Origin of the sequence: Sorangium sp. So ce836 (assembly GCF_028553905.1) — a bacterium.
Lineage (GTDB): Bacteria > Myxococcota_A > Polyangia > Polyangiales > Polyangiaceae > Sorangium > Sorangium cellulosum_D.
Genome location: NZ_CP102233.1, coordinates 263,149 through 287,298 on the forward strand (window position 1 = coordinate 263,149; position 24,150 = coordinate 287,298).

The following is a 24,150-nucleotide window of genomic DNA, read 5'->3' on the forward strand; positions in this document are numbered from 1 at the left end:
TTTACGCCGCCTCCTGCATCAGCCGCTGGGCCGCTTCGAGGTTTTGGATCGCCGCTGCGCGGCGGAGGTCGAACAGGTTTCTCCTGGCGCCGATGTAGCGCGCGCTGTGTCCTTTCCGCGCTGCGATGTGGGCGAGCGCATGCTCCACAGCTGTCCGCTGCCGGAGCACCTCGCGCCCCGGCCCGGTCTGCTGCAGCTTCCGGAACTTGCGCTGCAGGGCTTCGTCCTTGGCGATCGATACCGTCCGACCTCGTCCGGAAGCGGCCTGGGTGCACTTAGCTCGCAGAGGGCACGCGCCGCACTCCTCAGGATCAAACTCGACCGTGTCGCCCGGTTCGAATACCTCGACCTGTCCTGCCGGACACGTGATCGTCTTGGCGCGCAGGTCGATCTTGAAGTCGCGCTTGCTGAACAAACCGGGGCTGCGAGCCCGCTGGCCCCAAGGTTTCGAGAACACCTGGCCGCCCGCGCGGAGCACGTCGTCAACGACCGGGCTGTTCACGTAGGCGCGATCGATGTGAAGCTCGACCAGACGTAGCCCCTGATGCTGGACGTCCTCGGCGAGCGGCGCGGCGCCCTCTTCTTCAGGCCGATTCGCTGGTGTGACGGCGCAGGCGACGATGACGGGAAGGTCAAGGTCGCGTGCGATGTGTTCCTTGTAGCCGTCGAACCGCTTCGAGCGGCTTTTGCGGCCGTGGCGCATCTCGACATCCTCAATGGAGACACGGCGGTCGGGCGCAACGCCTTGCCGGATGCGAATCGTGCCATCCTCGGCTGTTTCCAGGTCCTGGTTTCGAACCTGTGTGAGCGCATCAAGATAGGTGCGAAGTGGCTGCTCGACGACGTCGTCCAGATGCCGGTCCACCCACTGCTGCAGCGACGAGACCTGCCGCTCCAGGATCTGGACCGCCGCCGCTTTCTGCTTCGGGTCGCTCCAGTCGAGGTCGAGCCCGGCCTTGATGCTGGGCGCCAGAAGCAGCGGGATGCCCGCCTTGCGGCAGATCTCCTCGGCAGGACGCCCGGTGATCTTCGACACGACGCCGACGATGCTGCGCGCAGCATGGCCGAGCAGGTTGATCGTGTCCTCAACCCGCCCGGCCCCCGCTAAAGGGCGGCTGTCGATGGCCACGCGCAGCGCTTTGGACACCGCACGCCTCTCGCCCTCCGTCATCGCGCCGGACCGAACGAGCGCCACGGTCCGCTCCAGCAGCACTCGGTCCATCTCGTGCGCTACCATCCGCTCCCGGAACGCCTGCAGCGCGCCCTGCGAGAACGGAGGCGTGGCCGCACCCAGACAGCCGAGCACCATCTGCCAGCGCAGGTCGACGACGGACAGCTCCACCGCCTCGGCATCGGATGCGCCGACGTAGCCCTGGAGCAGCGTGACCATGCACATCAGCGCCGGCGGATGCGGCGGCTCGCCTGCCCCCGTCATCCGGTACATGCCCTCCAGCTGCTCCTGGAACGTCTCATCAAACAGCTCGTGCCGGTGCAGCCTGAGAAAGCCGAACAGGGCTCTCACGCGTGTCAGCCGCTTCATCAGCGACTGCTCCTGCCGCGACAGCTCCACCGGCGGCGACCATCGTTCCATCCGTGAACCTCCGGCCGCGGACGAGATCATGGCCCGGCGAGACGGTCGAGCCTTCCATCGAAGCGCCGGGGATTGTCACAAAATCAACCTGATCGGTGCTCTAGGATCGATCGCAGGCTCGAAAAAACCGCCTTGCGAGCGCGGCAGCGGCAACGGCGAAGGGCTCTTCGCGCGGCTCGTCGCTTCGACTTCGATCGGCTTTTTTGGGGCGAGCGAGATGTATTTCAGCGCTGCGACATTGCCCTTACGGACCGGCTTACCGATGCACACCGTTCGAACGTCGCCCGCCTTCGCGCGCAGCCCTACGAACGACGCGTGCTCAAGGCCTGAAAGGCGTCCACCGAGGCGTAAGACGCCGCGGACAAATGCGGATGCGAACCCCACCGGCATCAGCTGCGGGGTGAGCCTGATTTCACGTGGCGATTGAAGCGCGGCGGAGTGCGGAGCGCCGCCGCCGCGGGTACGACGTCGTCGAGCCACCAGTCGAAGAGGGCGCGCCGGCCCTCGCTTCCGGGGAAAACGGCGTACCCTTGAAAGATCAAGTCGAGGATCTCCGACATCGCGGCTCGCGCCTGCACACGATTCAGGAGGTTCGCCGCGCTCTCGACGACTCCCATCGATTCGCCGAGTGCTTGCGGCGCGAGCGGTGCGGCCGGAAGTCTCTTGACGCCTGCAGGCGCCGACGCAGACGAGAGCCAGGCGTCCAGCGCCGCGCAGACGGCATTAGCCGACGCGAGACCAGGCCGCCAGTGCGCTGAAATTGTCGGCATCACCTCGATGAGCGCCGCGCGTCCCATGAACCCGAGGCGCCGCCACGCTCGATCGTCGACACGGGGGTCGCCAAGGGCGGCGAGGACGTCGCTCGTCGCTTCGTCGATGTCCCTCGCCTCCCTCCCGTCAACCGGCTCATAGAGCTCCGAGTAGCGGCCTGCGCGAGCCGCATCAATCGCCGTTTTAAGGCGAGGATCGACGCGCCGCTCGGCCGCCCACATCGGACCGATCCAGCTCATGAGGTTCGGAGCGGTGTGCAGCAGAATCGTCGCGGCTCCCTCTGATAGGACAAACAGCGTCGTCGCGCCGTCATCGAGCCGTGATCGGTGGCGATCTACGGCGCGCCATAGGCCCTCGTCCTCCGACGTGGTCGCGACGAGCACCGCTTCGTTCCGACTACCCACCGCCGACCGCGAGTTTAGCGCGTGATCGAGCTCCGCATCCGCGACGCTAATAGAGAGGGCGGTGAGCGTGGTGCGCACCTCCGCCGTGACCTGATCAAGCTCATCAAGAGGCGCGACTAGCGCGGCCATGCGCCTTTTCTTCGGGACAATCGCCCGTTGTGCGAAGGTCGCCGGCGAAGCCTCGGACAGACCCACGTTCACTTTATCCTCCGGAGCGACGCGAGCAGCGGTTCGATCGCGGGATGAACGGCGTAACGCTTCACGATGCCGTGATACTCGATGACTCTCCGGCTCGCGAGTAGCGCGATGTCGTCGTCACTGGTGGGCACGAAGGCGCGGAAGCGACGCAGTCCATCAAGGGTGTCGATCTCGTTCATCCGGAGCCCGAAGATCATGGTGCGGCCGAACTCGTCGACAGCACGCGCGACGTGGTCTGGCGCGACCGCGTCGGCTCCTACGACGAATGCCTCCTCGACCGAGCTCCGTGTGAGCTGGAGTAGGTCGCGCAAGAGACCGCCGGACACATCGATGAGCTGTTCTCTCACCTCGGGACCGACAACGCTCTCGTCGGTTCGTTTCGCGAGTACACGAAGGAGGAAGTCGCGCTCCTTCGGTTGCGTGACGTCCAACGCGGGAACGATGTGGACCTGGTCAAAAATATCGATGATCGGTCGGTTGGATCCATAGAGTAGGCGCATCGGGCTCACGACGACGACGCCGATTCCAGCCTGCTTCAGCGCTCGGATGTCGTCGGTGACGGCCCGCCGAAACGCCTCAACATCGTCAAGGCGATCGAGGGAGTCAAACAGGACGACAAAGTGACTAACGCCGTCTGGAAGAGCTTTCTTCAGCGTCTTAAGCGCATTGACCCTCTCTTTGCTGTCTAGCGTTAGCGGAGGGAGCGGTGGAGCGATGACGCCCGGATGGTGTTCCCAGTGTCCAGGCTCTTCGTCGGGCCCGTAGTCGTCCTCGTCGTCGCGGGGATCGTAAGGGATGAACTCGCGATGCCCGTGAGCCCAGCGCCGAAAGCTCTCGTGTGCGGCCCGCACATCATCGTCCGGGTTCTTGCCAACAGCCTTCGCGAGTGCTAGGCCCGCGAGGACGACCATTACGCCAGCGAGATTCCGATCTAGGTCGTGGTGCTGGCTCACGTCGATGTAGACGGCTTTTGTGTCTCCCCCCGCGTTGAGAGTCTTGGCGGCCCGGTGCAGCTGGGTCGTCTTCCCCGTACCGATAGGTCCGGTGACCAGATGGTTCGACCATGGTGCCAGCTGCAGTCTCGACGCGAGCTGTTCTCCCGTCGCTCGCCCGGGCGGCTCGGCGTACCGGTCTTCGCTGAGCAGGGTCGACGGCCTCGACTCGGGGTCGAGGCGCTCGAAGTACGTCCGGAAGCGATCGAGGCGCGAGTCCACACTAGAAGTGTAGCGCATCCCGGCGCCGTGTGGGCGATCGCAGGGTGGTCGGCGCCGCTCGCTTGTCGGGCTGCACGCGAGACACCTGGCAGGTTGGCACCCGCCCTACGGCGCCGCGCCGGTGCCCGCTGCTTCCGGTCTGCTTTCCGCTTCCGCGGCTTCTGCGGCTTCTTGTGCACCCGCACCCGCTCCTTGATCCTCCTCGACGCAGCCCTGAGCACCCGGTCCAGCCGCGTCGGAGGGATCAGCGCGTCGAACATCAGCCGCATTCTAACCGGGGCCATCGGTCACCTCCTGCGGCGCGACGTTGCGCGCTTCTTCCGCGCCTTCTTGGGCTTCCTCGCCGTGAGGAGGCGCTTCATCTCCCGCACCTCGCGCTCCAGGCCGGACTCCGCCTTCGCCGGGCGGCAGACGTACGCGACGCCGCGCCCCAGGCGCCTCCCACGCTTGGGAGCCGCCGCGCGCGTCTGCTGCGGGGCGCGCTTCTTCGCCGGCCTCGGCGTCGCAGCGGCCGCACGTGCAGTCCGTGTGGGCCCCCGCGAGACGCGCGCCACCGGCGTGACATCGGTAGGCCTCCGCGTGGTCGCCTTCGGCGCGGCGGTCCTCTTCCGCCGCGAGCTTCGCTTGGGCGCGCGCCTCGGCCGCACGGTCTTGGTCGTCGGTCGCTCGGTCGTGCGCCTCGGCGCCTCCGGCCGCCCGGCAAGCGGCCTACTCCCCACGCGCACCAGCCCAAGGCCCGGCGCCCCAGGCGTGCCCGCCGGCAGGAGCAGCGGCGTCGGGCGTCCTGGCGGCAAGCGGAACGGTCGCGCCGGGAGCTCGTTCACCTCGGCCTGCACCACGATCGTGCGCCCGCGCCCTCCCTTGCCTTTGCCCTTGCGGCGGCGTTTCTTGCCGCCACCTACGTCGAACATCGATAGCTGGTCCCTCATGACGCCTCCTCGGCTCAGCTGACCCCTTCGAACCAGGGCCGCACGAGGGCGGCCCACACCTTCGGCGCGAGCTCGGTGGCGTGCGCCGCGTGGCTGTAGCGGGCGCCGTAGTCGAGCAGGTGCACCCCGCCGCCCTCCCAGCAGCGCTCGGGCGCGGGCAGGCCCGCCAGGGTGCCCTCCTCGGCGTGCACCCGGCTCCCGAGCTCGCGCGCGACCGCGGCCAGGGTCTGCGCCCCGGTCGGGTGCTGCTTGTTCGGCGCGCTACTCGCCGAGGCGACGAACAGCCGGCCGCCGCCTGCCGCCTCGGCCGCGTAGTCGACGAGCGACCCGATCGGCGCCGCGAGCGCCTGCGCGCGGTCGGTCCACTCCGTCGTGTAGGTCGCGTCCGCGAGCACCACGGCCGCGACCTCGGCCCGGTCGCGCGGGTCGGCGAGCAGGCGCTTGACGATGTGCCCCCCGGCCGAGAAGGCCGCGAGCACGAGCGGCCCCGCCGGCAGCCCGAGCGCACGCCGGCAGCCCGGAAGGCGCCTCCCGTCGCCATCGAGCCAGCTGTCCGCGATCTGGCTGCACGAAGGCGACCCGTCGCCCGTACACGTCCGGTGCACCACGGGCACGCCCGCGAGCTCGGCGCTCGAGACCTGAGCCGCGCTCACGGGGCCGAGCCATGCGACAGCGACCGGGCGCGGCCGTACGCGGACAGAGCTCGTCCGGCCGAACGGCTCGGCTGCGCGCGGCGCGTCCTGACCCCGGCGCGTCGCGATGACCGCCCCGATCACGCCCGTCGCGAACGCGACCCCGCCCACGGCGAGCGCGACCCGGTGGCGCGCGAGCTTGTGCGCCGTCGCGGGCGAGACGCCCAGGCCCCGGAAGCGACGTGCCCAGGTCTCGATCGCCCGCGCCTCGCGCGGCGCCCGCGGCGGAGACAGCGGTGCGAAGCGCGTCACCGCGGCCTCCGCTTGCTCCGCGTGGACTCGGCCAGCCGGTGCACCCCGTAGAGGACGAGCCCGCCGGCTGCCGCCCCGGCGCCGAGCTGCACGGCTCGCGGCAGCCCCTGGAAGGCCCGGACCGCCCCCTGCGCCATCTCGGGGAGGGTGTTCGCACCGATGACCGACGCCGGCAGCCCCACGGCCGTTGCGGCGCGGTCGACCGCCGCGGCGCTTTTCAGCAGCCCCGTCGCCTCCTCGATGTCCGGGGGGCGCACCTGCGGCCCGCCGCCCGCGTAGCCCTTCTCGCGCGCGTAGCTCTCGGCCACCTGGAGGTCGGCCGACATGGCCGACAGCGCGCTCGTGTCCTCGTCGCCGGCCTCCCACTTCGCCGAGAACTCCCGCCACACGTCGAGCTGGCGGCGCACGTTCGGGAGCTTGTCCCCCACGCCCCAGGCGAGGAGCGCGTCCCAGCGCCGTCGCAGCTCGGCGTAGGTCTCCTTCGCCTTCTGCGAGACCCACCACGCGCCAACGTCAATGTCGTCGTCTTCGCTCATCGAAGCACCTCCAGAAGCCACGGCGGCAACGCGCCGCCGAGAAGCAGTTCCGAGCCCCGCGCGAGCTCGTCCACCAAGTCGACCTCCTCGCCGTCCCGCGTCGCTTTGCGGTGCACCGGCGCCCACAGCTGCGACCAGTCCTTGTGCGCGTCGTCGTGCACGCGGCCCGGCAGCTGCCACACGGCGCCGTCACCTCGCCGCAGGCCGTAGCTCACCGCCTGGCGCTCCCTGAGCCCCGGCTCGAGGGTCCACTCCTTCCAGGGGCCGTCGAGCAGCGCGGCGGACTTCGGCCCGATCCGCTTGCTCCACTCGCGCGCCTGCGCCTCGAGCATCGGGTAGCGATCGAGCAGCGCAGGTAGGCCAGGGGGGGCGAGCGGCGCGAGCACCACCCGGCGCGCCGCGGCCCGCCAGCGGGCGTCGCAGATCACGCGCGTCGGCGGGAGGTAGTGCGAGATCCGACAGAGCTCGAGCGCCTCGCGGAACGCGACCGGCAGCCGCACGCCTCGCACGCTCAGGGCATCGGTCGCCACGCGGAGTCGATACGGGCCAACCTCCAACTCGGACCAGTACACGTTGTCCACGAGCCCGTCGTTCCACCCCTTCACCACGCCGGGCAGCGGCGGGACGCCCGGCGCTCCGGCCACCGCGGCGCCCTGATCGGGCAGCGACCACGGGTGCTCATCGTTCCGGGCCTCGGCACGAACCGAGACATGGAGGTGCCGCGTGTGCGGGTTCGTCCCGTCGTACGGACGCCACGCGCCACCCTGGATCTGGCGGTTCGCGATGCGCTTGTTCCAGATCACGTACGTGACGCGCGGGTCAGCGAGCAGTCGCTCGGCGAGCGCGTCGAGGTCGGGGCCGCGCTCGGGGTCGTGCGTCACGTCGAGGGCGTTGCCCTCGTTGTGGTCGCTCTTCCTCGCCTGGTGCGCGGCGTCGCCCAGGAGGCCGTCGCTCGCACGGCTCCGGCCAGGCCACCGCTCGTTGAGCTGGCGCACGAGGACCCGCAGCGCCGGGGCTACCTGCGCCGGCGGTGCCGCTGACGACCCGGCGGCCTGGGGCGCGGGGCGCGTCGTCTGCGCTGCGGGCGGCGGAGCGTCGACCAGCTGCCCCCCGATCGTGACCCACTTACCCTTGGCGCGGCCCTCGACCTCGCGCACGACGCGCTCAACGTCGGCCCACGTGAAGTGGCCTTTCTTCTCGCAGTCGAAGCCGGGATTTGCGGCGTAGACAGCGCCCTTGGTCAGGGTCGCGCCAGGCACCACGGACTCTTTGCTGTCCCGCACCGCGATCTGCGCGTCGAGCGGCAGGCGGGCAGCGGCGGGCAGGAAGTTGCGCTTGTACAGGTCGAACGCGGTCCACCCCAGTGAGCGCCCCGCAAGGCGCGCAAAGAAGGGACGCACGAGCTCGCGCAGCTGCCGCTCGGCGCTCCACGTGCGCACAGCCCACACGCGCTCGGGCGTGTCGAGTCCCGGCAGCTTCGCGCCCACCGTCACCTGGTTCAGCCCCCCGCGCGGCGTCCCCATGGCTTTGCGCGGCGCTCCGGGATCCCAGCCGCTCTCGAGCTCGATCACGGTCGCCAGCGCAGCCGGCGCCAGGTCGAGCTCGGAGGCGACCTCCACGAGCGTCCTGCGCACCGCGGGCGTTGCGCTCACGAGCCCGGCGAAGGCCGGCGCGACGGGCGTATCCTCGCCGGCCGCTTCGTCCGGCGTGCCTGCGCCGAGAGCGCGCCGCGCCCGGTGCCGGACGTACGCCAGCCCCGCGGGGAGCCCCGCGGTGGCCACGTAGCCCAGGCCGGCGAGGATCGTCAGCGGTTCCACAGCGCCCGTACCCGCGTCCAGAGCTCGCGTACCCGCGGCGCCACCTCTCGCCCGAACTGCTCGAGATCCGCGACCAAGGCCGCGGCCTCAGGATCGAGGTGAACCGCCGGCAGCCCTGCACAGAACGCCGGCGCCTCGGGCGCACGGGCGCGCTCCTCGCGCCCCTTCTCCTTGCCCACATCCCCGATCGTCTGCGGCTCGCGGGCCTCCTGCTCTCCAGGAGACGGCTTGGCTGCCTCCTGCACCTCCGCAGGGTTGTTGCTCGCGCCTTGCCTGTTCGTTTCCTCCACCGAGCCGCAGCTCGCACACACGCGGTGCCCGTTCACGAACGTCTGCGGACCACTGCACACAGGACACATCATGGAATCACCCTCTTTCGGTCGTCTCTTCGACCGCCTCAAAGCATCGTCCCAGACTGCCAGTATCCCTGCGCTTCGATCTCGGATTCCGGTGCGAGGCCGACGGGGTAAATCACGTTCGGCGTCAGAGCGTAGTCACCGACGGTCATCTCGCCGGTGATCAGCCGAAACCGGCTGGCGAACGGCGGGAAGTGCACCTCCTGATCCTTCTCGTAAAAGTGCGTCAGCCAGAAGGCCTGCGGCTCAGACGCGCCTGCCTCGTCTTCTGCCGACCACACCTCGACTTCCCATCGACCAGCTCCACCCTTAAGAAACAGATCCCCGCCGGTGCGGAGGTAGTAAGCGCCGCAGTCGCTCCACAGCTCGACCCGCTCTGCAGGCGCCGCGTTCGCCCTGACTGCGAGCGACCCCGTGCGCGGGAGCACCCACCGACAGTGCAGTGCATGCCCCTGGCCGTCGTAGGCGTCGCCTCGGCCCGTCCTCCTCGCCCGTACCCAAACGCGCACGGGGACGCACCACGACGCGACGAAGAGCGGGCTCCGGTCCAGCGCGGCGTCTTCGATGACGAGCGGGCCCATGGCTCACCTGACCGCGCACGTACCCGGGCAGCCGACGCGCTCGGCGAGCCCCTCGACGTCTTCGTCCCACCCCTCGAAGTCGAACAGGTCGAACTCCTCGTCGAACGCCCGCTCCTCGCGCTCGGCCCGGACGCGACGCCGCGGCGCGCGCTCGGGCGCGGGAGAGCTCTCCTGAGGCGCGGCCCGCGTCGGCGACGTCGGTGCAGGCGGCGCCGGTGCCGTCGGAGCTGCCCCCGGACGCATGTCCTCCAGCGGCAGCCGGTAGTTGAGCTTGCGCAGCGCCACGGCCGCCGCGAGCAGCCGAGCGCGATCCGCCGGAGCCGGATCCTTGGCTGCGGGGGTCGCGAGCCGACGCCGGACCGCGTGCTGCACCTTCGGGTCGGGACTCGACACCGCGGCGAGTGCCGCGTGCGCCTTGGCCTGCTCCGAGGCCGGCGGCGCCGCCTTCATCGCCTGCTGCGCGGCCGCGTGCACCGCCGCCGCGTCGCTCCGCTTCGGGTCTTGCGGATGAGGGCGCTTGGCCTTCTTGGCCGTCTTCTCGGCCTCTCCGACCGCCACTGCAACAGCGCCTGTGGCGACCGCCACGCCAGCACCGGCCGCGGGCGTCGCGACCGCCCCCACCACGACCGACGCGACGGCACCCACCGCGCGCACGACGTCGTCCCACAGGCCCACTTCCTCGGCCTCATCAGGCGGCGTGACGCTGCCGGTCTGCTCGAGCTCGACGTCGCCCTCGTCGCCCGTGCCCGCCACTGCGCCCTCGCTCCGCTCGGCAGCGGCGAGCTCGTCCAGCGCCGCCTGCCGCAGCTCCTCCGCCTCGGCAGCCGGGAGCGTTGCCGACACGCGCTCGACGTCCGCGAGCACCTCCCGGCGGAGGGCCTCTTGCTCGCTGCGTGCGAGCGCCGCCACCGGCACGTCGGCGCTGCGCAGGGCCAGGCGCGCGGCGTCACCACCTCGGCCGGCGACGCGACGCAGCGCCGCCTTGAGGCGCTCCGCGCCCGGCGGCCGGATCTGGGCTCGCGCCGCGCCCTCGTACGCCGTCGCCGGCGGCTTCGGCATGCCGCCCGTCACGCTCGGGTCGTCGACTCGGCCCGCGTCGTCGATGAGGAAGACGTGAAAGCCGCGGCCGTTGGGCGCGCGGACGCACCCTACCCAGCGGCCACGATGCCCACCAGCAGCGCGCGTCAGCCCGTCGCAGTCGTCTCCGCCTTTGTGCCGCACCTCCTCCGGCGCCGCGAAGTAGTCGCCGCCCTGGTCGGGCACATACCGCAGACCCTTGAGCGAGACCTTGATGCCGCGCCGGATGTCCGCGCGGACGAGCGCCGCCAGGACCTCGGCGATCGCCTGCGGGTCACGCGGGATAGAGACCGTGGGCCGAATGCCCGCGGCGCGCCGGACCTCCTCCAGCCTGAGGGCGCGTTCGTTCGCGTCCGCTGCTGTCCCTCCGCTCACGTCATCCGGCAAGGGCGCGGTATCCTCGTCGTGCTCGTCCTGTTGCAGCATCGCTGTTGCCCTCCGTTCGCGCCCCTCAGCCCCTCACTTGAACAGCTTGAATCGCGTCCGCGCCTTCGGCGCGAGCGCCCGGCGGCGCTTCGCTGCGTTGAGCAGCTCGCGCGTGAGCCCCCGAAAGTCGAGCTCTCCCACGCCGGGCAGGAAGATCCGACCCGTCGCACATTGCCGCTCGAAGTAGAGCAGCGTGATCCCGTAGAACGGCACCGCCGGCGCGTTGGGCGGCGCGTCGAGATAGACGGAGCAGGTGAACTCCGTGTCGTCGCCGAAGGCCTTGCCGATCAGCGACGCAAGGGGTGTGTCCTTGGTCACGAGCTCCGTGCGGAACTGCGTCAGCGAGATGTCCTGCGGGTAGGCCTTCGCCCGGTCGTCGCTGAAGCCGAGCGAGCCGCCCACGATGCAGAAGCGCTGCGCGCAGTCGACAGGGTCGGTGCGCACGCCGAAGAACGTCATCGTCTTCGTGAACTTGAACTGCGTCGCCGCACGTGCGCCGTTGACCCGCGGCCGGAGGTCGTAGACCTGTCCCCCTTGGCACGGCGTACCGCGGTCCGTCGCGTAGAGCGTGACCGAACTGTTCGGCCGCTGCTCGGCCGCCACGAGCCGGGACGCGCCCACCGTCGCGTACGCCTTCTCGAGCGCCGCGTTGGTCTTCGCGAGCTTCCGGGCGACGGCCTGCGCCGCTTCCCTGCTGATGCCCCCTTTTTTCTGGATGTACGCCCCGACCTCGTCCTCGTCGGCCAGGAGGAGCCCTTCCACCTCGTCGTCATCCTCGTCGTCGAGAGCCTCCGCGATGCCTTCCACCGCGTCGTCGAACCTCACGCCAATCGCCTCGTACGTCTCTTCCAGATCCCGATCTCTCATGGCGTGCCTCCGAGGCCCGCGGCCCAGTCGATCACCGCGAGCCAGTCCTCTGTCCCCACGCGCGCCTGGAGGCGCGCACACAGCTCTTCGTCTTCCAGCACCTTGTCGAGCGCCCGCTTGACGGGCGCGAGCTTCGGATCGGCGGTCCCTCCCGGGAGCATCGAGGCGACCCGTTCAAGCGGCACCTGGAGTACCTTGTACATCTCGACTTCGCGGTCCCGAGCCGCCTTGAGCCGCTCGATCGCGATCTCCTTCTGCCCCTGTACGATGGCGAGCGAGGCGTTCGTCGCTGCCGACTTCGTGAGAAGCTCGTTGGCCGACTCCAGTCGGTCGTAGAGTGCGGCGATCCTCTCGTCCCTCTCCTTGATCGCCGCCTCGCGCGCCTGAACCGTCCGCTCAAGCGCGTCGATCTGCGCGCGCGCATCCGACGCGCCGCGGCTGTACGCTTGCGCGAGCTCGCCCGTCAGGAGGTGAACGTCGACGTTCAACGACTGCTGCGTGACGACGGACGACGAGCTGCGCGCCTTACCGCTCACGACTACGCCTTGTCGCCGCTACGTCCGCGCTTCGGGTCTTCCGCCGTCGCCGCACGCTGCTGGGCGCGCTGGCGTTCAGCTTCAGCCTTGTGCTTCAGACCGAGCGAACGGCCCGCGTTCGCGCTGATCGCGTTCGTGGACCCGATCGCCGCCGCACGGCAGAGCGAACGCAAGCTCGGGTTGGCATCGCCCGCGAGCACGGCGCCGAGGCCGCTCACCGCGGCCACCGCGACCTTGACCGTGTCGCCGTCGTTGTGGCGCGCGTCGGCGTACGACACGCCGCCCGCCACGACGTTGGTGAGCGGCGCTTCGATGGCGAGCGGAAGGGCCTCGTTCGCCTGCGCCTCTTCCAGGGCGACGACGAGATCCGCTTTGGACGCGCTTGAAAGGGCGGCATCCACCGGGAGCGCAAGAGTACCGGCCATAAACAACCTCCTTCGGTAACGTTCGGTGTCCGAACAACCGATGCGAAGTTTAGCGGTCCTGCGGAGGCCTCCCGCGTTTTGTACTCCACGGGACGTGTACTCTACCGTGGAGTACACGTCCTGGTCCGCGGCTGCTTCCCGAAGAAAATCGCTGTGCTATACTTGGCTCTGCTTATGCCCAGCCGTCGAGACAAAATGTACTCTGTGGCGGTCGCCTGGGTACGGTCGGATCCGCGCGTACGGGCCCCGCTCAGCCGCTCCCTCAGGAGCGATTACCGGCGGATTGCTGCGCTTGGCGACACCTGGGGGGGCACTCTCGATGCCCTCGGCGGGCCGTACTACCTGGTCCGATGGGTCGCCGGCCCCGGGCTGAGGGACGTCGAGGAGCGCGAGCGCCGCTACCGCGCCGCGTGCGAGGCGCTCCGCCGCGAGGTACCGTGGACCTTGGCGGCCTGGCGCGCGCTGAAGGCGATGGAGCGACCGCTTCGCCCGGCGCCTCCGAGGCATCGGCTGCGGTCGCTGGCAGCGCCGCATGAGGTTGGCGCCCACTCCCGCCTCGATCGCGACGCCGGCTGACAGAACGGACGCACACACTGACCTGACAGGAACGGGGCGGCACCGTTCGCCGAACTCAACCGAGCGAGAGGAGCGACCGCGGCATCTCGGGGCAGTCGTGCACTGCCAACGGCGCCGCCGTTGCAGGGCTCTTCCCGTCCGCAGCGGAGAGCGAAGCTCGGGGGTACCAGCAAGGACCGTGATGGGAAGGCGCCTGTCACTTCGGCGCCTTCCGCGGACGACCGCGTTTGACCTCAGGAAGTTTAGCGGGACGCAGCAACCTGGCGGGCGCAACCTCGAGGGCGCTTGCGAGCGCCACGACCGTCGTGAGTGTCAGGTTAGCGCGGCCGGCCTCGATTCTCTGGATGAAGGTCAAGTGAAGGTCCACCGCTTCCGCGAGGCCCTCCTGGGTCATGCCGCGCTTCATCCGAAGTCGTCGGACGTTGGCTCCGACGTACCCCATGATCGTCTCGACGCTCGGGCTCTGCACCGGGTGTGCGTAGCCGCGCTGCGCGCCGGAATTAACAGACTGCTGGTCTGTATTTCGTTGACGACCTGCTGGGCCTGTGCGTAGCCTGCAAGGACCACAAAAAGTGCTCCCCGCGTCGGCGGCAACCGACCGGGGAGCGTGGCCGGAACCCCGAGGAACGAGGTCCGACATGGCGAAGCTACGCCCGCGGCCCGAAGAGGGCCAACAGATCGATCCGTCCGTCGACAGTCCTAAGTCTCAGCCCGATCGCTTCCTTCGCCGCCGAGCACGGCGGTCCAGCACCGAAACCCGCCGCAGCACGCGCGCCGAGCACGAGCGAGGTGCGGGGCGGCATCCCGAGGCCGGTCCGAGCATCCGGACGATCATGGCCGAGCGCTCGCTCATCGTGGCCGTGCTCGTCGCCAGCGGCGTGCCAGCGCGGGACCGCGCTGACGTGGAACAGGGCATCCTCGTCGGCGCCTGGCAGTCGGTCCGGCGCGGCATGTACCGGCCCGACCCTACGGAGGACGCTCGCAAGGCGCTCCGGAAGTGGCTCTACGGCATCGCGTGGCGCAAGACGGGGCACTACCTCGGTAGCGCGTGGGTGCGGCGGGCGGTGCTCACCGAGCAGCCGCTCGGAAGGCTCCCCGAGCCGATCGGTCCGAGCTTGGAAGCACAGGTTGCGGCCCGTGAGATGCTGGAGGCTCTGGCCGAGCTCAAGGACTGGCAGCGCGAGATCCTGCTAGCCCTCGACTGCCCGGACTCGCTCGTCCAGTACGCGAAGGACCGCGGGATGCCTCCGGGCACGGCGGCGTCAAGGCTCCGCCTCGCTCGCGAAGCCGCTCGCGAAGCCCTCGCCGTGCGGCCGCGGAGGCTCCGATGAACGACCGCGAGACGCGCCGTGTCCTCACCGAGGAGGACCTGACCTACCTTGCCGAGCGGGCTTGCGCCCTTGAGGCCCACGCCGTCAGCCCGTGGGAGCGCGACCGGCTCTGGGCATCCGTGCTCGCCGCCCAGATGGAGGCGAGGACCCACGCCGAGCGCGAGGCCGTCGCCGAGGCGCGCGGCGCCATCCAGGTGCTCGATGCTATCGAGCGGCACTTCGTGCGGCGCGACGAGTAGTCGCCCGGCGAGCTGCGAGACCCAGATCTCCTCCACGCGCGCTGATATCTCTTCAAGTTTCCTCGGCGCCCAGCCTCGACGGCGCCGAGGTCGTCACCACGGAGATCGCGGGCGAGGAGGCCGTCAAGGTCCTCGCGAGCGCCGGTCAGCAGGTCGCACGGGACGGGTCCCCCGACGCGACGATCCGGCTGGTCAGCGAGGGCGCGACGTGGATCATGATCTGACGGGCGGGGCAGCGACGGACCAAGGCGACGAGGCGCTCGAACTTGACGGGGAGGCTCACCAGCCGTCGGAGCCTCCCGCGAGGCCGCCCGGAGAGCCAGCAGCCCCCCGCACTCCCGGGGAGGAGACGCTGGCTGGAGGCTTGCCTCTCTGGGCGGTGGCTATAAGGCGTGGTTGCATCTCGAGGCGAATATAGCCCGCCCCGGAGAGGCGATCGCATCGTGGGAGCAGTGGGATCGTGCGGCAGCGGGGCGAGGGCGTCGAGACGACCCATGCAATTGGGCTGGTCCGGTTCTCGGTAGCCGCGCCAACGGAAAAGGCGGAAAGATGACGCGCGGTGAATGCACGCTGCCTGGGATGGCTCCAGGTTGTTCAAGTTTATGCAGTTCACCGACTAGATCGGCATTCGCATGATCCATGAGCACACCTGCGTGTAACTTCACGAAATGCGGGGCAGAGATCCAGGCCGGCATCGTAATTGACGTCGAGCTCGACAGCAGCAGGTTCAAAGTCAAAGGAGCATCAAGCGTCGATGCAACGGTGGCGGCTCGCGAGAGGAGACACACCACCGCGCTCACGCTTACTCGCGCATGCGCACGAACGTAGAACCATGCCGCATACCCGCAATACTCAGCATAAGCACGCTAGCGCCGCTCAGTAGCAGAATTCGACCAGGAGGGCCCAATGACTGCAATTGATAGAAAGTACGAACTAACCGGCGGGACAAATGGACCATTGGGCAATCCCATCGAACCCGAGACAAGCAACCAAGACGGAGCCGGGCGGCGGCGACGATACGAGAGGGGGTACATCTACTGGCATCCGAGAGGGGGAGCTTACGTAGTATTATTCGGGACCATTTACGAAAAATGGTCGGAGCTGGGCCGCGAAACCGGGGAGCTTTCGTATCCGATTGGCGATGAATCGGTTGACCCTCACCATCCCGAAATACGCTATCAACTATTCAGAAACGGAAAAGTCATCGCTGGCAAAACTCCGCCTGCTGCAGCCGTCTCAAGCGCCGGCTATTCGCTGCCTCGCCGACCCTACAAGCTGATCCTTGACGAGCTAGTTTGTGTCCGTGAGTCGGGCCGTCCGGTAGGCAGGCGGAGAGGCAGCGACGAGATCCGGCTCTCCATCGTCCGTACCACAAGCGTGCACTCGCGAGCACCCAATCTGCTGCCGCCGATTCGCTGGGGACACAACGACGTCGACTCAGGAGAAGTAAAGAAAATCGGCATCACGCTAGTTGACGGACTGCTTCCTGATGTGATGATCGTCAGTTTGATCGGCCTTGAGGTAGATCTATTCGCGCGGCGCGCGAGGAAACGACTCAAAGAGTTCGAACGAAAGGCGAGTGTCGCCGACGTCAATTTGGTTCGCGGACCTGCACTAACGAGTGCGGCCACCACGGCTGGAGGAGTTGGCCTGGGCGCCCTGATTGGCGCTGCGACCGGGGGCTCCGTGGCGTTTTTTATCAACGGCGTCCTTGTGGGCACTGTAGGCGGCGGCGTGGTGGGTGCCCTCATCGGAGCCATTGCCGGCCTGCTCGTCGCTCCCATAATTAGCCTCGGCTTCCCAGAATTGCTCATTGTTCAGCGGCAGATGTATTCAGGCGAAGTGCTTCGTCGAATGTACGATAGCAAGCGCCTGCCGACCAGGGATGGTCCGACCCGGTTCGCGGACACTGACATCTCACTCAGCACCTGGTTCACTTTTGCGCCGGACGGTGACCTGTTGGAACATCGGCATTTTAGGAGCAGGGGGAGAACAGCCCAATCTAAGAGCGACTATATTCTGACATTCCGACACTCCTTCCCGTAGTGACAGCGGATCGGCGGGCGGGCGCATCTGGGCGATGCCACCGGATGCGATGGGCGCTGCTCCTATTCAGGGAAGCGAAGCGTCTCGACGGCGATGCCGTCCTCCCCTGTGATCACGTTGCCAGACCATTCCCAACTGTTGCCGCCTGGGCCCGGCAGCCCCAGCTCGAAGGTGACCCCCTCCAGCGTGAGCCGCTCCTCGTCGAGGTAGGCGATGCCGATCGAGTCGCCGCCGCGCCCGGGGCCACCGTAGCCGCCGTCGCCTCCGAGGCCGCCGTCGCTGCCGCCGCAGGACCACGTGCCGTCCCCCACGGCGCCTCCTGACGCGCCTCGGCCGCCTTTGCCGCCGTGCTCCGGCTCCCCGCCGTCGCCGCCTGGGCCCCCATCGTAGCTGGTGATGGTGCTGTCGCGCACCGTCACCGTGGCGTGGAGCGCCACGATCCCGATGCTCGGCTGGCCGTTCTCGCCTCCTTGGCCGCCTCGACCGCCGCATCCGCCGGCACCTCCGGAGCCGCCGCCGGCGCCCCCCTTGGAGGCCACGCCGCACACGGCTAGCCCGCCCCTGCGGCCGCCGCCTCCGCCGCCGCCCTGGCCCGGCGTCCCCCTGCCTCCGTCGCCGGCCCTGTCGCCGTGCCATCCGGTCTCATCGATCCGCCCGCGGCCCTTGCCCGATGCGCCGACGGCGCCCGGATCGCCGTGGAGCGCCACCTGACCTCGTTCGCAATGGACGCCTGGCACGTCCCCGTCTCCCCCCCGTCCGTACGTCGGCTGTGCCAGCGAGACTGGTTGCCCGTCCTCGCCGGCGCTCGCCCCGTCCGGAAGCCCGTCTCCCCCACGGCCACCGATGCTCGGGATCCCTCCCTCGCAGGAGTTCACCGCCCGAGCCCCACCCGGGACCGTCGCTGCGGAGCACGCGTCTCCCCCATACTGCCCGTCAGGACCCCTCGCTGCCTGATTCGGCCAGGGCCATTTCTCCCCATCGCCGCCCCCCGATGCATAGCCTGCTTCGATCCAGCTTCCGATGATCTCCACCGCGGCGCCGGACCGAACGAGCATCCCGATATGCATCGGGCTGCGGACGAACACGTGATCGATGATCGAGACCCCGTCCGCAGCCCCCGTGTCGCCGGCCCGTGCCGGCTCCAGGGTCAGCGGGATTTGCCCAACCGGTGCAGTGAGCTTGGCCATGCCGTACACCGGCTCTTCAACCTCCCGCAGCCGTTCCCATTCCAAGAAGTCGAAGCCTCCATAGATATCCACTCCGGAGGGCAGCATGATGGGCTCCACGAAAGCATTGCGGGTGAGGAACACCCGACCGCGCTCGGTGCGCGCCAGCTCGATGCCACGCGGCAGGGAAGTAACCGGCCTGTCCTTCGTGCCCGGGTTCGCGTCGTCACCGCCGAGAACCGGATCGTTGACGAACACGCCGCAGCCGTCCATCGCCCGCCCCGCCGCGAGATGCTCCAGGCAGACCGACTCGGGGATCGGATCACCTGCACACGTCGATGCACCATCGCACGGCGGCGCGCCGTCAGGGTCGTTCGCCCCGGGCGCCGTGCCGCAACCGGCCGCGGCGAGCGGCAGAAGAGAGACCAAGAGGATCGCGGAATTCAGGCGCATCGGCATCCCTCGCTGGCAGCGTCTCGCGAAGCGCGAGTCAATGGGGCGGCTCGCTCGCCGCACCGAAACGATAGAGCTCCCCCCACGGGCCGTCCGCCCCTTCGCCCACATCGTCCTCCGGGCCGGCGTTCCCCGCGAGGCCACCATTCCCGGCGGGTCCGGGAACAATGGTGGTCCCGGGTCGAATGGCGAAGTTGGGCACGACGTAGGCGATGCCAACAGATGCGCCTCCGAGCCCGCCGCCGGCATCGCCTCCGCGACCACCGTTGCCTCCAGCGCCGCCGCTGCACGCAGGCCAAATCCCACCACCAGAACCTAAGCCCCCTTGGCCACCAGGCTTGCCTATGCCGCCCAGTTGGCCCCTCCCACCCACGCCGCCACGGCCGCCTTTGCCCGTGATCACGTCGCTGGCCCCGATCGTCAGATCCGTGCCGTCGAGCGCAACGATTCCGATGCTCGCCCCGCCATAGCCGCCGCCATAGCCGCCCCGACCGCCACAGCCGCCGCTCCCTCCCGAGCCGCCGGCGGCGCCCCCCTGGGGCAGCCCTGCCCGGCAAGCGACCATGTGGCCACGCGACTTGCTACCGCCACCGCCGCCGCCCGCCTGGCCGGTGCCGCCTTGCTGCCCGTCCTCGCCCCGTATGCCAAGCCATCCGCTGATGCCGAGGTGGCCTTCGCCAACCGCCCCACCCGCGCGACCGGCGTCGGCTCCGTCTGCGCCCAATTTCCCGTCGCTGCACATCGTGAGGTCCGCGCCGACTCCTCCAAGGCCTTTGCCTTCCGGATTCTCCGCCGGCTCCGGCTGCCCCGAAGTGCCATCGCCGCCGGCGTCAAGCCCGCCGTCGCCGCCGTAGCCGCCCGTCGACTCGACGCCGTCGTCGCACACGGTGACCACCGGAGGGGCGCCTACGGCGGCGTCCACGGTACATGCGTTCTCGCCGTTGTTACCTACGAGGCCGTCCTTCGCGCGGAAGCTCGGCGCGTCCTGGCCTGGCTCCCCGTCCTTGCCATCGCCCGCGACGATGACGCTGTCCTGCACGATCGCCCTGGCCCCTGTGCTCAGAATCACCGCGATCGACGACTTACCATCGGGCGCCGAGGCGTCCGCCGCGACGACGCGCACGCCAGCGATCACCGACGTCGCGTTGTCGCCCGCGAGCGCCGTCTCCTCCGCACCGAGGACCCGCAGCGGGATCCCCCCCAGCGGAGCGATGATCGTGGGGTGATCTGGCCCGCCGAATGACCCCTGATACGACCAATCCCCGCCGTCGCACCGACGCCCGCCCCAGAGGTCGACCCCAGAGGGTAGCGTGATCGCCTCCTCGAAAGTCCCGCCGCAGGCGTACACGCGCCGGGTCGGCGCCTCGCCGCCGCCTCGTCCGCTAGCGGCGAGCCCGACAGCGTGTTCCAAGGTCTTGACCGGCGCACTTTTCGTGCCGGGGTTCTTGTCGTCTCCCTGCTCGCTGACGAACACCCCGCATTGATCGAGCGCTGGCGCCGTGCCGGGCTCTCCCTCGCACGGGTCGGGCGGAGGTTCCGGATTGGAAGGACACGCTAGCATTTCCCAGCAATCATCAGAGTAGGAGGTGCAAGCTGTCAGCGTGCTAGCTCCCCATGCGCAGACTGCGACAGCGACGACCGACGTCACAGCGCCTCGGCGTACCAGCGAATTCCTCCCCGCGGGTCCCGGTGTGCTCACCACATCCCCTCAATTTGTGCGCCGATTTCGTTCCCGTTCGCCACGGGCGAGACATGGACCCGCTCCCGAGCCGGCGTGAACCCCAGGAAGGAGAAGTCCGTGAAGAAGGACGCGGCGGTCACCGCACCGATCACACCACCTGCGATGACCGTGGCCACTCCCGCGCGGCCGGACAGGTTGCGCGCGTCGCGTAGGCGCCGCAGCTCGCCACACGGCGAGTTCTGAGGCGCTTGCCAGCACATCGACGAGCCCGAGGCCGGCTCGCTCAAGAGCCGGTCGCGCCGGGCGCTCAGGTCGTCATTGAGCTTACCCGCATGCATGATGAGGATGGTGCCCACCGACACACCCGCGGTCGCAACGGCCATCCCGGTGATGCGCAGCGTGCCTGGCCAGGAAGCCCACGGTCCGGGATTCTGCGTGCGGGTGGCAGGCGAAGCGATCACGGTCTTCGGCGATGCCGGTGCGCTCTCCTTGGGGCTGCTCACCGCCGCGGATGGCAACTGCATCGAAATCTTGTACTCCTGTCCGGCGACGGCAGTGAATGAGTGCAACGCTTCCGTACGGCCGGGCGCCCGGCCCCGCACCATGTGTTGGCCAGGAGTGACGAACAGCTTGTAGGTCCGCGCGGTCCGGTCGATCGTCTTACCATCGATGTCCACCGCGGCATCCGGTGGATCGACGGATATCAGGAGCGTTCCCACATAAAATGCTGCCTTCGTTAGTCCAGCCTCGAACCGTTGCTGGTGCCGGACCGGCAGCAGCTCGCGCCGCTCAAGGCTCTGGGTCAGGTGCTCTGCCGCATCGCGGTAGTTGTGCAGCTCAAGCTCACACAGCCCGAGCTCCCCGGCAATCTCCGCGCTCTCTGCCGCAGAGACGGGCGCCGTGGTTGCCGCGTCGAGAGCCGCCTTGTAGGCATCAACCGCCACGGTCCACTGCTTCGCAGCGCGAGCCTTCTGAGCACGGCGAACGTAGTTCTGCACCGTCAGCCTGTCGCTTCTTCTCAGGGTCGAGGAACGTTTTTCCGCGCCAGCCGGATTAACCAGGCCCGTCGAAGTGCCAAGCGTCAGCAAGGCGAACAGCAGGTGCAGACCGCGTCGCATGGAGGGACGGTACTTACGCCGGTCGTTCGGCGTCAACCGGCACATATTCGCCGAGAAACAGCCGTTAAGGCGAGAATGCGCGACTGGACGGCGGAAGGTTTTCGTCCACGCGGTACGCCAGCAGCTACGTGGCCAAATCGGATCAGATGTGGCGCAGTATGCCACATTGTCCCACTGAAGTGATCGGATCCGTTCACTTTGCTGACCCCGAGGGGGCCGCTCAGGTGTGCTACCGGTGTGGGCAAGCCATCGAGCCTCTCCGGCTGCTTCGAGCTCTTCCGGCGCCTGGTCAGGCGTCACGGAGTCCCGGCACGCCATGCGGAGGACGTCGCGCAAGAGGCGTTGCTGCGGTGCCTGGAAGCGGACGAGCGGATCGAGCCGCGTCGGGATCCGCTGGCCTACCATGTCACGATTGCCCTGAACCAGGCGCGCAACCACGTCCGAGACTCGCGCCGCCGGGGTGAGGTCCTCACGTCCTTCGACGAGCGGGAATTCCCCGGTGCGTGTCCGACGCCGGAAGACTTGCTCCGGTTGCGGGAGCGGGAAGCGCGCGCGCGGCAGCTGGTCGCCCGGGTTGACCCCAAGTACCGAGACCTGTTGATCAGGCACGATCTCGAGGGGACGCCGCTCGTCGAGATCGCCGCCGAGCTCGGGCTCCACGTGGAGGCGGTGAAGACGCAACACCGACGGGCGCGAGAGGAGCTGAAGGCGCAGAGGCAACGGTGGACGGCGCAAGAGCGTTCGCAGGGGCGGGACGGGGAAGCCTGCGTGCCGCTCGCCTTCGGGTTTCACGGTCGCAGGTCCTGGAGGGCCTCGCTGCGCCGTCTGGGCCTGAGGATCCTCGTCCAGGGCGCGTTCGTCGTGCTGACTGGTGCTCTCTTCTCCGGGGTGCCGCGCCTGCCCAGCCCGGAATCGTGGACGCAGGCGGCCGCGGTGGGCACGCCTGGCACGGCGCCCGCCGCACAGGGCGACGTGGTACGCGCCGCACGAGCCGGTGCGGACGCCGCCGCGCACGAGGGCTCGACGGCGACACTACAAGGGAGCGCCCGCCCTGGGGCGACGGCGGGTAGCGCGCCCGCTCCGGCGGCGACGACCGTCCCTCGGGCCACGACGCGCGGGAGTGCCGTGCGCCCCACCGTAAACCAGCGCGAGCGGAGCCTGATCGAGGAGGCCCGAATGGCGATCGAGACCCACACCGCCCTTGGCGACGTCGAGGCGCGCCAGTTGCTCGAGGCTCACGCGCGAGAATTCCCTCGAGGGCGGCTTGCCAGGGAGCGCGAAGCGCTACTCAGGCAGATTCGCTGACTCATCGGCTGTCGATCGACAGCTAGCTAGCAGGCGGTGACGCCGGTGCTGTCTTCAGCACAAGGCCGAGATCTGCCTTGCGTCCAGACAAGAACGGTCACGTCCAGGAGGCGAACCACGATGGATACTGTGGAGGACATTCTGAGCGCGATGTGGCTCATCTCGCCGATAGGTCTGGCGATGATGGCCTGTGTTGCCATCGGCTTCGCGGTCACGGCGCGCGAAGCGCTGGGCCGCGAACGCGGGCTGCGCGAGGCTGGCGAGCGGAGCCACGAGGAAGACGAATCCGCCCTCATCGATGCGAAGGAAAAGGCCGAGCAGGAGCTGGGGCGACACAAGCGCCTGCTGGACTGCCACGTCGATGCGCTGATCGCAGCGATGACGGGCGTCCGAGCGCGCCCCGTCCCGTGGCCTGGGAGGGTCCTGGAAGCGTTCTGTGCGACGATCCCTGCGTGGCAGAGAAGGCTGGCCGAGAACACGGGGCTCGCGCCAAGGGACGTGGAGCGGCTGCTGAACAGCGACCTCCCCATCACGCCCGGCCTCGCGCGGCAGCTGGAGGTCTTCACGGGAACGCCTGCTCGGTACTGGGAGCGCCTGTGGCGTGTGCACGAGGACTACCGCAGCGATGCGGAGGACACGGTGGTGATCTGGTCCTCCCCCGGTTCCGCGGACAGTCTCACTATGCCGCGCGCGCGGTCACGTAGGTCTTCAATTCGAACTCGATCGGGCTCATGTAGGCGAGCCGTGAGTGCCGTCGTTTCAGGTTGTAGAAGTTCTCGATGTAGTCTCCGATCGATGCGATGGCGGCCGCTCGCGTCGGGTAGCGCTCGTGCTCGACCAGCTCCGCCTTCAGCGTCGCGAAGAAGCTCTCGGCCACGGCGTTGTCCCAGCAGTCGCCGGCGCGGCTCATGCTCGGGATGAGCCCGTGGGTCCCGAGCACGAGCCGGTAGTCGTCGCTGGCGTAGGGGCTGCCACGATCCGAGTGGTGCACCAGCCCAGGCGCCGGCCGCCGCGTTCCCAAGGCGAACGCGAGCGCGGTGAGCGCCAGGGCGCGATCGTTGAACGCGCTCGCGGCCCAGCCGACCACGCGGCGCGAGAACAGGTCCAGGATCACGGCCAAGTACAGCCAGCCCTCGCCGGTGGGAATGTACGTCACGTCCGTCACCCAGACCTGGTTGGGCGCTCGAGCATCGAATTGCCGCTCGATCACATTCGGGGCGATCGGGCCGTTGTGCCGCGAGTTGGTGGTGCGGCGGAAGCGCCGCTTCCTCCGAGCCGCGAGTCGTTGAGCTCGCATCAGCCGCTCGACCCGTTTCTTGCCGACACGCATGCCGCGAGCACGAAGTTCCGCGTGGATGCGCGGACTGCCGTAGCGGCCACGGCTCTTGTGGTGCACGGCCCTGATCTGTGCGCTCAGTTGAGCGTCGGACTTGGCCCGCGCGGACTCCGAGCGCTTGGCCCACCCGTAGTAGCCGCTGCGCGAGACGAGCAGCACCGCGCACAGTACCAGCACCGGGTAGTGCGCCTTCTCCGCGTCGATGAACTCGAACCTCACTCGTTTTC

At 69.0% G+C, this 24,150-nt stretch carries 24 protein-coding genes; 4 read left to right on the top strand and 20 right to left on the bottom strand.

From position 1 onward, the window contains the following. Position 1: 1 nt before the first annotated feature. The 15 genes from NQZ70_RS01015 to NQZ70_RS53095 all read right to left on the bottom strand — a co-directional run bounded on the left by NQZ70_RS01015 (position 2) and on the right by NQZ70_RS53095 (position 13,888). Complete coding sequence (locus NQZ70_RS01015) at positions 2–1,591, bottom strand: IS1182 family transposase (protein ID WP_129572542.1); 1,590 nt, start codon at positions 1,589–1,591, stop codon at positions 2–4. A 75-nt stretch (positions 1,592–1,666) separates the two neighbouring features. Then, the gene (locus tag NQZ70_RS01020; RefSeq protein ID WP_272827546.1) at positions 1,667–1,975 is read right to left on the bottom strand and encodes a hypothetical protein; all 309 of its coding nucleotides are present in this window, start codon (positions 1,973–1,975) and stop codon (positions 1,667–1,669) included. Positions 1,976–1,980: 5 nt separating this feature from the next. Continuing rightward, on the bottom strand, positions 1,981–2,961 hold the full coding sequence (locus NQZ70_RS01025) for a hypothetical protein (RefSeq protein ID WP_129572544.1): 981 nt from the start codon (positions 2,959–2,961) through the stop codon (positions 1,981–1,983). A 2-nt stretch (positions 2,962–2,963) separates the two neighbouring features. Then, complete coding sequence (locus NQZ70_RS01030) at positions 2,964–4,178, bottom strand: ATP-binding protein (protein WP_129572545.1); 1,215 nt, start codon at positions 4,176–4,178, stop codon at positions 2,964–2,966. A gap of 287 nt (positions 4,179–4,465) precedes the next feature. Continuing rightward, a complete protein-coding gene (locus NQZ70_RS01035; protein WP_129572546.1) occupies positions 4,466–5,107 on the bottom strand; it encodes a hypothetical protein in 642 nt (213 codons plus the stop codon). Between the two features lie 14 nt (positions 5,108–5,121). Continuing rightward, complete coding sequence (locus NQZ70_RS01040) at positions 5,122–6,051, bottom strand: hypothetical protein (protein ID WP_129572547.1); 930 nt, start codon at positions 6,049–6,051, stop codon at positions 5,122–5,124. Further along, positions 6,048–6,587 carry a hypothetical protein gene (locus NQZ70_RS01045; protein WP_129572548.1) on the bottom strand — a complete coding sequence of 180 codons (540 nt, stop codon included), beginning with the start codon at positions 6,585–6,587 and terminating at the stop codon, positions 6,048–6,050. Before NQZ70_RS01045 ends, NQZ70_RS01040 begins: the two co-directional genes overlap by 4 nt. After that, positions 6,584–8,404 carry a hypothetical protein gene (locus NQZ70_RS01050; RefSeq protein WP_129572549.1) on the bottom strand — a complete coding sequence of 607 codons (1,821 nt, stop codon included), beginning with the start codon at positions 8,402–8,404 and terminating at the stop codon, positions 6,584–6,586. Before NQZ70_RS01050 ends, NQZ70_RS01045 begins: the two co-directional genes overlap by 4 nt. Beyond that, on the bottom strand, positions 8,392–8,766 hold the full coding sequence (locus NQZ70_RS01055) for a TFIIB-type zinc ribbon-containing protein (protein WP_129572550.1): 375 nt from the start codon (positions 8,764–8,766) through the stop codon (positions 8,392–8,394). The genes NQZ70_RS01050 and NQZ70_RS01055 overlap by 13 nt, the downstream gene beginning before the upstream one ends. A gap of 35 nt (positions 8,767–8,801) precedes the next feature. Beyond that, on the bottom strand, positions 8,802–9,341 hold the full coding sequence (locus NQZ70_RS01060) for a hypothetical protein (protein WP_129572551.1): 540 nt from the start codon (positions 9,339–9,341) through the stop codon (positions 8,802–8,804). Positions 9,342–9,344: 3 nt separating this feature from the next. Beyond that, positions 9,345–10,844: a hypothetical protein gene (locus NQZ70_RS01065; protein ID WP_129572552.1), complete on the bottom strand. Its 1,500-nt coding sequence runs from the start codon at positions 10,842–10,844 to the stop codon at positions 9,345–9,347. 33 nt (positions 10,845–10,877) lie between these two features. After that, positions 10,878–11,711 carry a hypothetical protein gene (locus NQZ70_RS01070; RefSeq protein ID WP_129572553.1) on the bottom strand — a complete coding sequence of 278 codons (834 nt, stop codon included), beginning with the start codon at positions 11,709–11,711 and terminating at the stop codon, positions 10,878–10,880. After that, complete coding sequence (locus NQZ70_RS01075) at positions 11,708–12,247, bottom strand: hypothetical protein (protein ID WP_129572554.1); 540 nt, start codon at positions 12,245–12,247, stop codon at positions 11,708–11,710. Before NQZ70_RS01075 ends, NQZ70_RS01070 begins: the two co-directional genes overlap by 4 nt. A gap of 2 nt (positions 12,248–12,249) precedes the next feature. Then, positions 12,250–12,672, bottom strand: coding sequence for a hypothetical protein (locus NQZ70_RS01080; RefSeq protein ID WP_129572555.1), 423 nt, complete (start codon positions 12,670–12,672; stop codon positions 12,250–12,252). 772 nt (positions 12,673–13,444) lie between these two features. Continuing rightward, the gene (locus tag NQZ70_RS53095) at positions 13,445–13,888 is read right to left on the bottom strand and encodes a helix-turn-helix transcriptional regulator (RefSeq protein WP_324293042.1); all 444 of its coding nucleotides are present in this window, start codon (positions 13,886–13,888) and stop codon (positions 13,445–13,447) included. 193 nt (positions 13,889–14,081) lie between these two features. Here NQZ70_RS53095 and NQZ70_RS01090 point away from each other — a divergent pair, with 193 nt between their 5' ends. Beyond that, on the top strand, positions 14,082–14,579 hold the full coding sequence (locus tag NQZ70_RS01090; protein ID WP_129572556.1) for a sigma-70 family RNA polymerase sigma factor: 498 nt from the start codon (positions 14,082–14,084) through the stop codon (positions 14,577–14,579). Continuing rightward, the gene (locus NQZ70_RS01095; RefSeq protein ID WP_129572557.1) at positions 14,576–14,818 is read left to right on the top strand and encodes a hypothetical protein; all 243 of its coding nucleotides are present in this window, start codon (positions 14,576–14,578) and stop codon (positions 14,816–14,818) included. Before NQZ70_RS01090 ends, NQZ70_RS01095 begins: the two co-directional genes overlap by 4 nt. 145 nt (positions 14,819–14,963) lie before the next feature. On the opposite strand, the gene NQZ70_RS01100 is transcribed toward NQZ70_RS01095, so the two are convergent. Continuing rightward, positions 14,964–15,101: a hypothetical protein gene (locus NQZ70_RS01100; RefSeq protein ID WP_165373738.1), complete on the bottom strand. Its 138-nt coding sequence runs from the start codon at positions 15,099–15,101 to the stop codon at positions 14,964–14,966. 623 nt (positions 15,102–15,724) lie between these two features. Between NQZ70_RS01100 and NQZ70_RS01105 the strand changes: the two genes are divergently transcribed. Then, on the top strand, positions 15,725–16,864 hold the full coding sequence (locus NQZ70_RS01105; protein WP_129572558.1) for an LGFP repeat-containing protein: 1,140 nt from the start codon (positions 15,725–15,727) through the stop codon (positions 16,862–16,864). Between the two features lie 62 nt (positions 16,865–16,926). Here NQZ70_RS01105 and NQZ70_RS01110 read toward each other — a convergent pair whose 3' ends face one another. The 3 genes from NQZ70_RS01110 to NQZ70_RS01120 form a co-directional block, all read right to left on the bottom strand. Beyond that, the gene (locus NQZ70_RS01110; RefSeq protein ID WP_129572559.1) at positions 16,927–18,483 is read right to left on the bottom strand and encodes a hypothetical protein; all 1,557 of its coding nucleotides are present in this window, start codon (positions 18,481–18,483) and stop codon (positions 16,927–16,929) included. 37 nt (positions 18,484–18,520) lie between these two features. Further along, a complete protein-coding gene (locus NQZ70_RS01115; protein ID WP_165373739.1) occupies positions 18,521–19,957 on the bottom strand; it encodes a hypothetical protein in 1,437 nt (478 codons plus the stop codon). Positions 19,958–20,178: 221 nt separating this feature from the next. Further along, a complete protein-coding gene (locus tag NQZ70_RS01120; protein ID WP_324293043.1) occupies positions 20,179–21,318 on the bottom strand; it encodes a hypothetical protein in 1,140 nt (379 codons plus the stop codon). Between the two features lie 201 nt (positions 21,319–21,519). Between NQZ70_RS01120 and NQZ70_RS01125 the strand changes: the two genes are divergently transcribed. Beyond that, positions 21,520–22,587 (top strand): RNA polymerase sigma factor, encoded by a 1,068-nt coding sequence (locus tag NQZ70_RS01125; RefSeq protein WP_129572561.1) that lies wholly within the window; start codon positions 21,520–21,522, stop codon positions 22,585–22,587. A 679-nt stretch (positions 22,588–23,266) separates the two neighbouring features. Here NQZ70_RS01125 and NQZ70_RS01130 read toward each other — a convergent pair. Continuing rightward, positions 23,267–24,142: an IS3 family transposase gene (locus NQZ70_RS01130; protein ID WP_129572562.1), complete on the bottom strand. Its 876-nt coding sequence runs from the start codon at positions 24,140–24,142 to the stop codon at positions 23,267–23,269. Positions 24,143–24,150 lie beyond the last annotated feature (8 nt).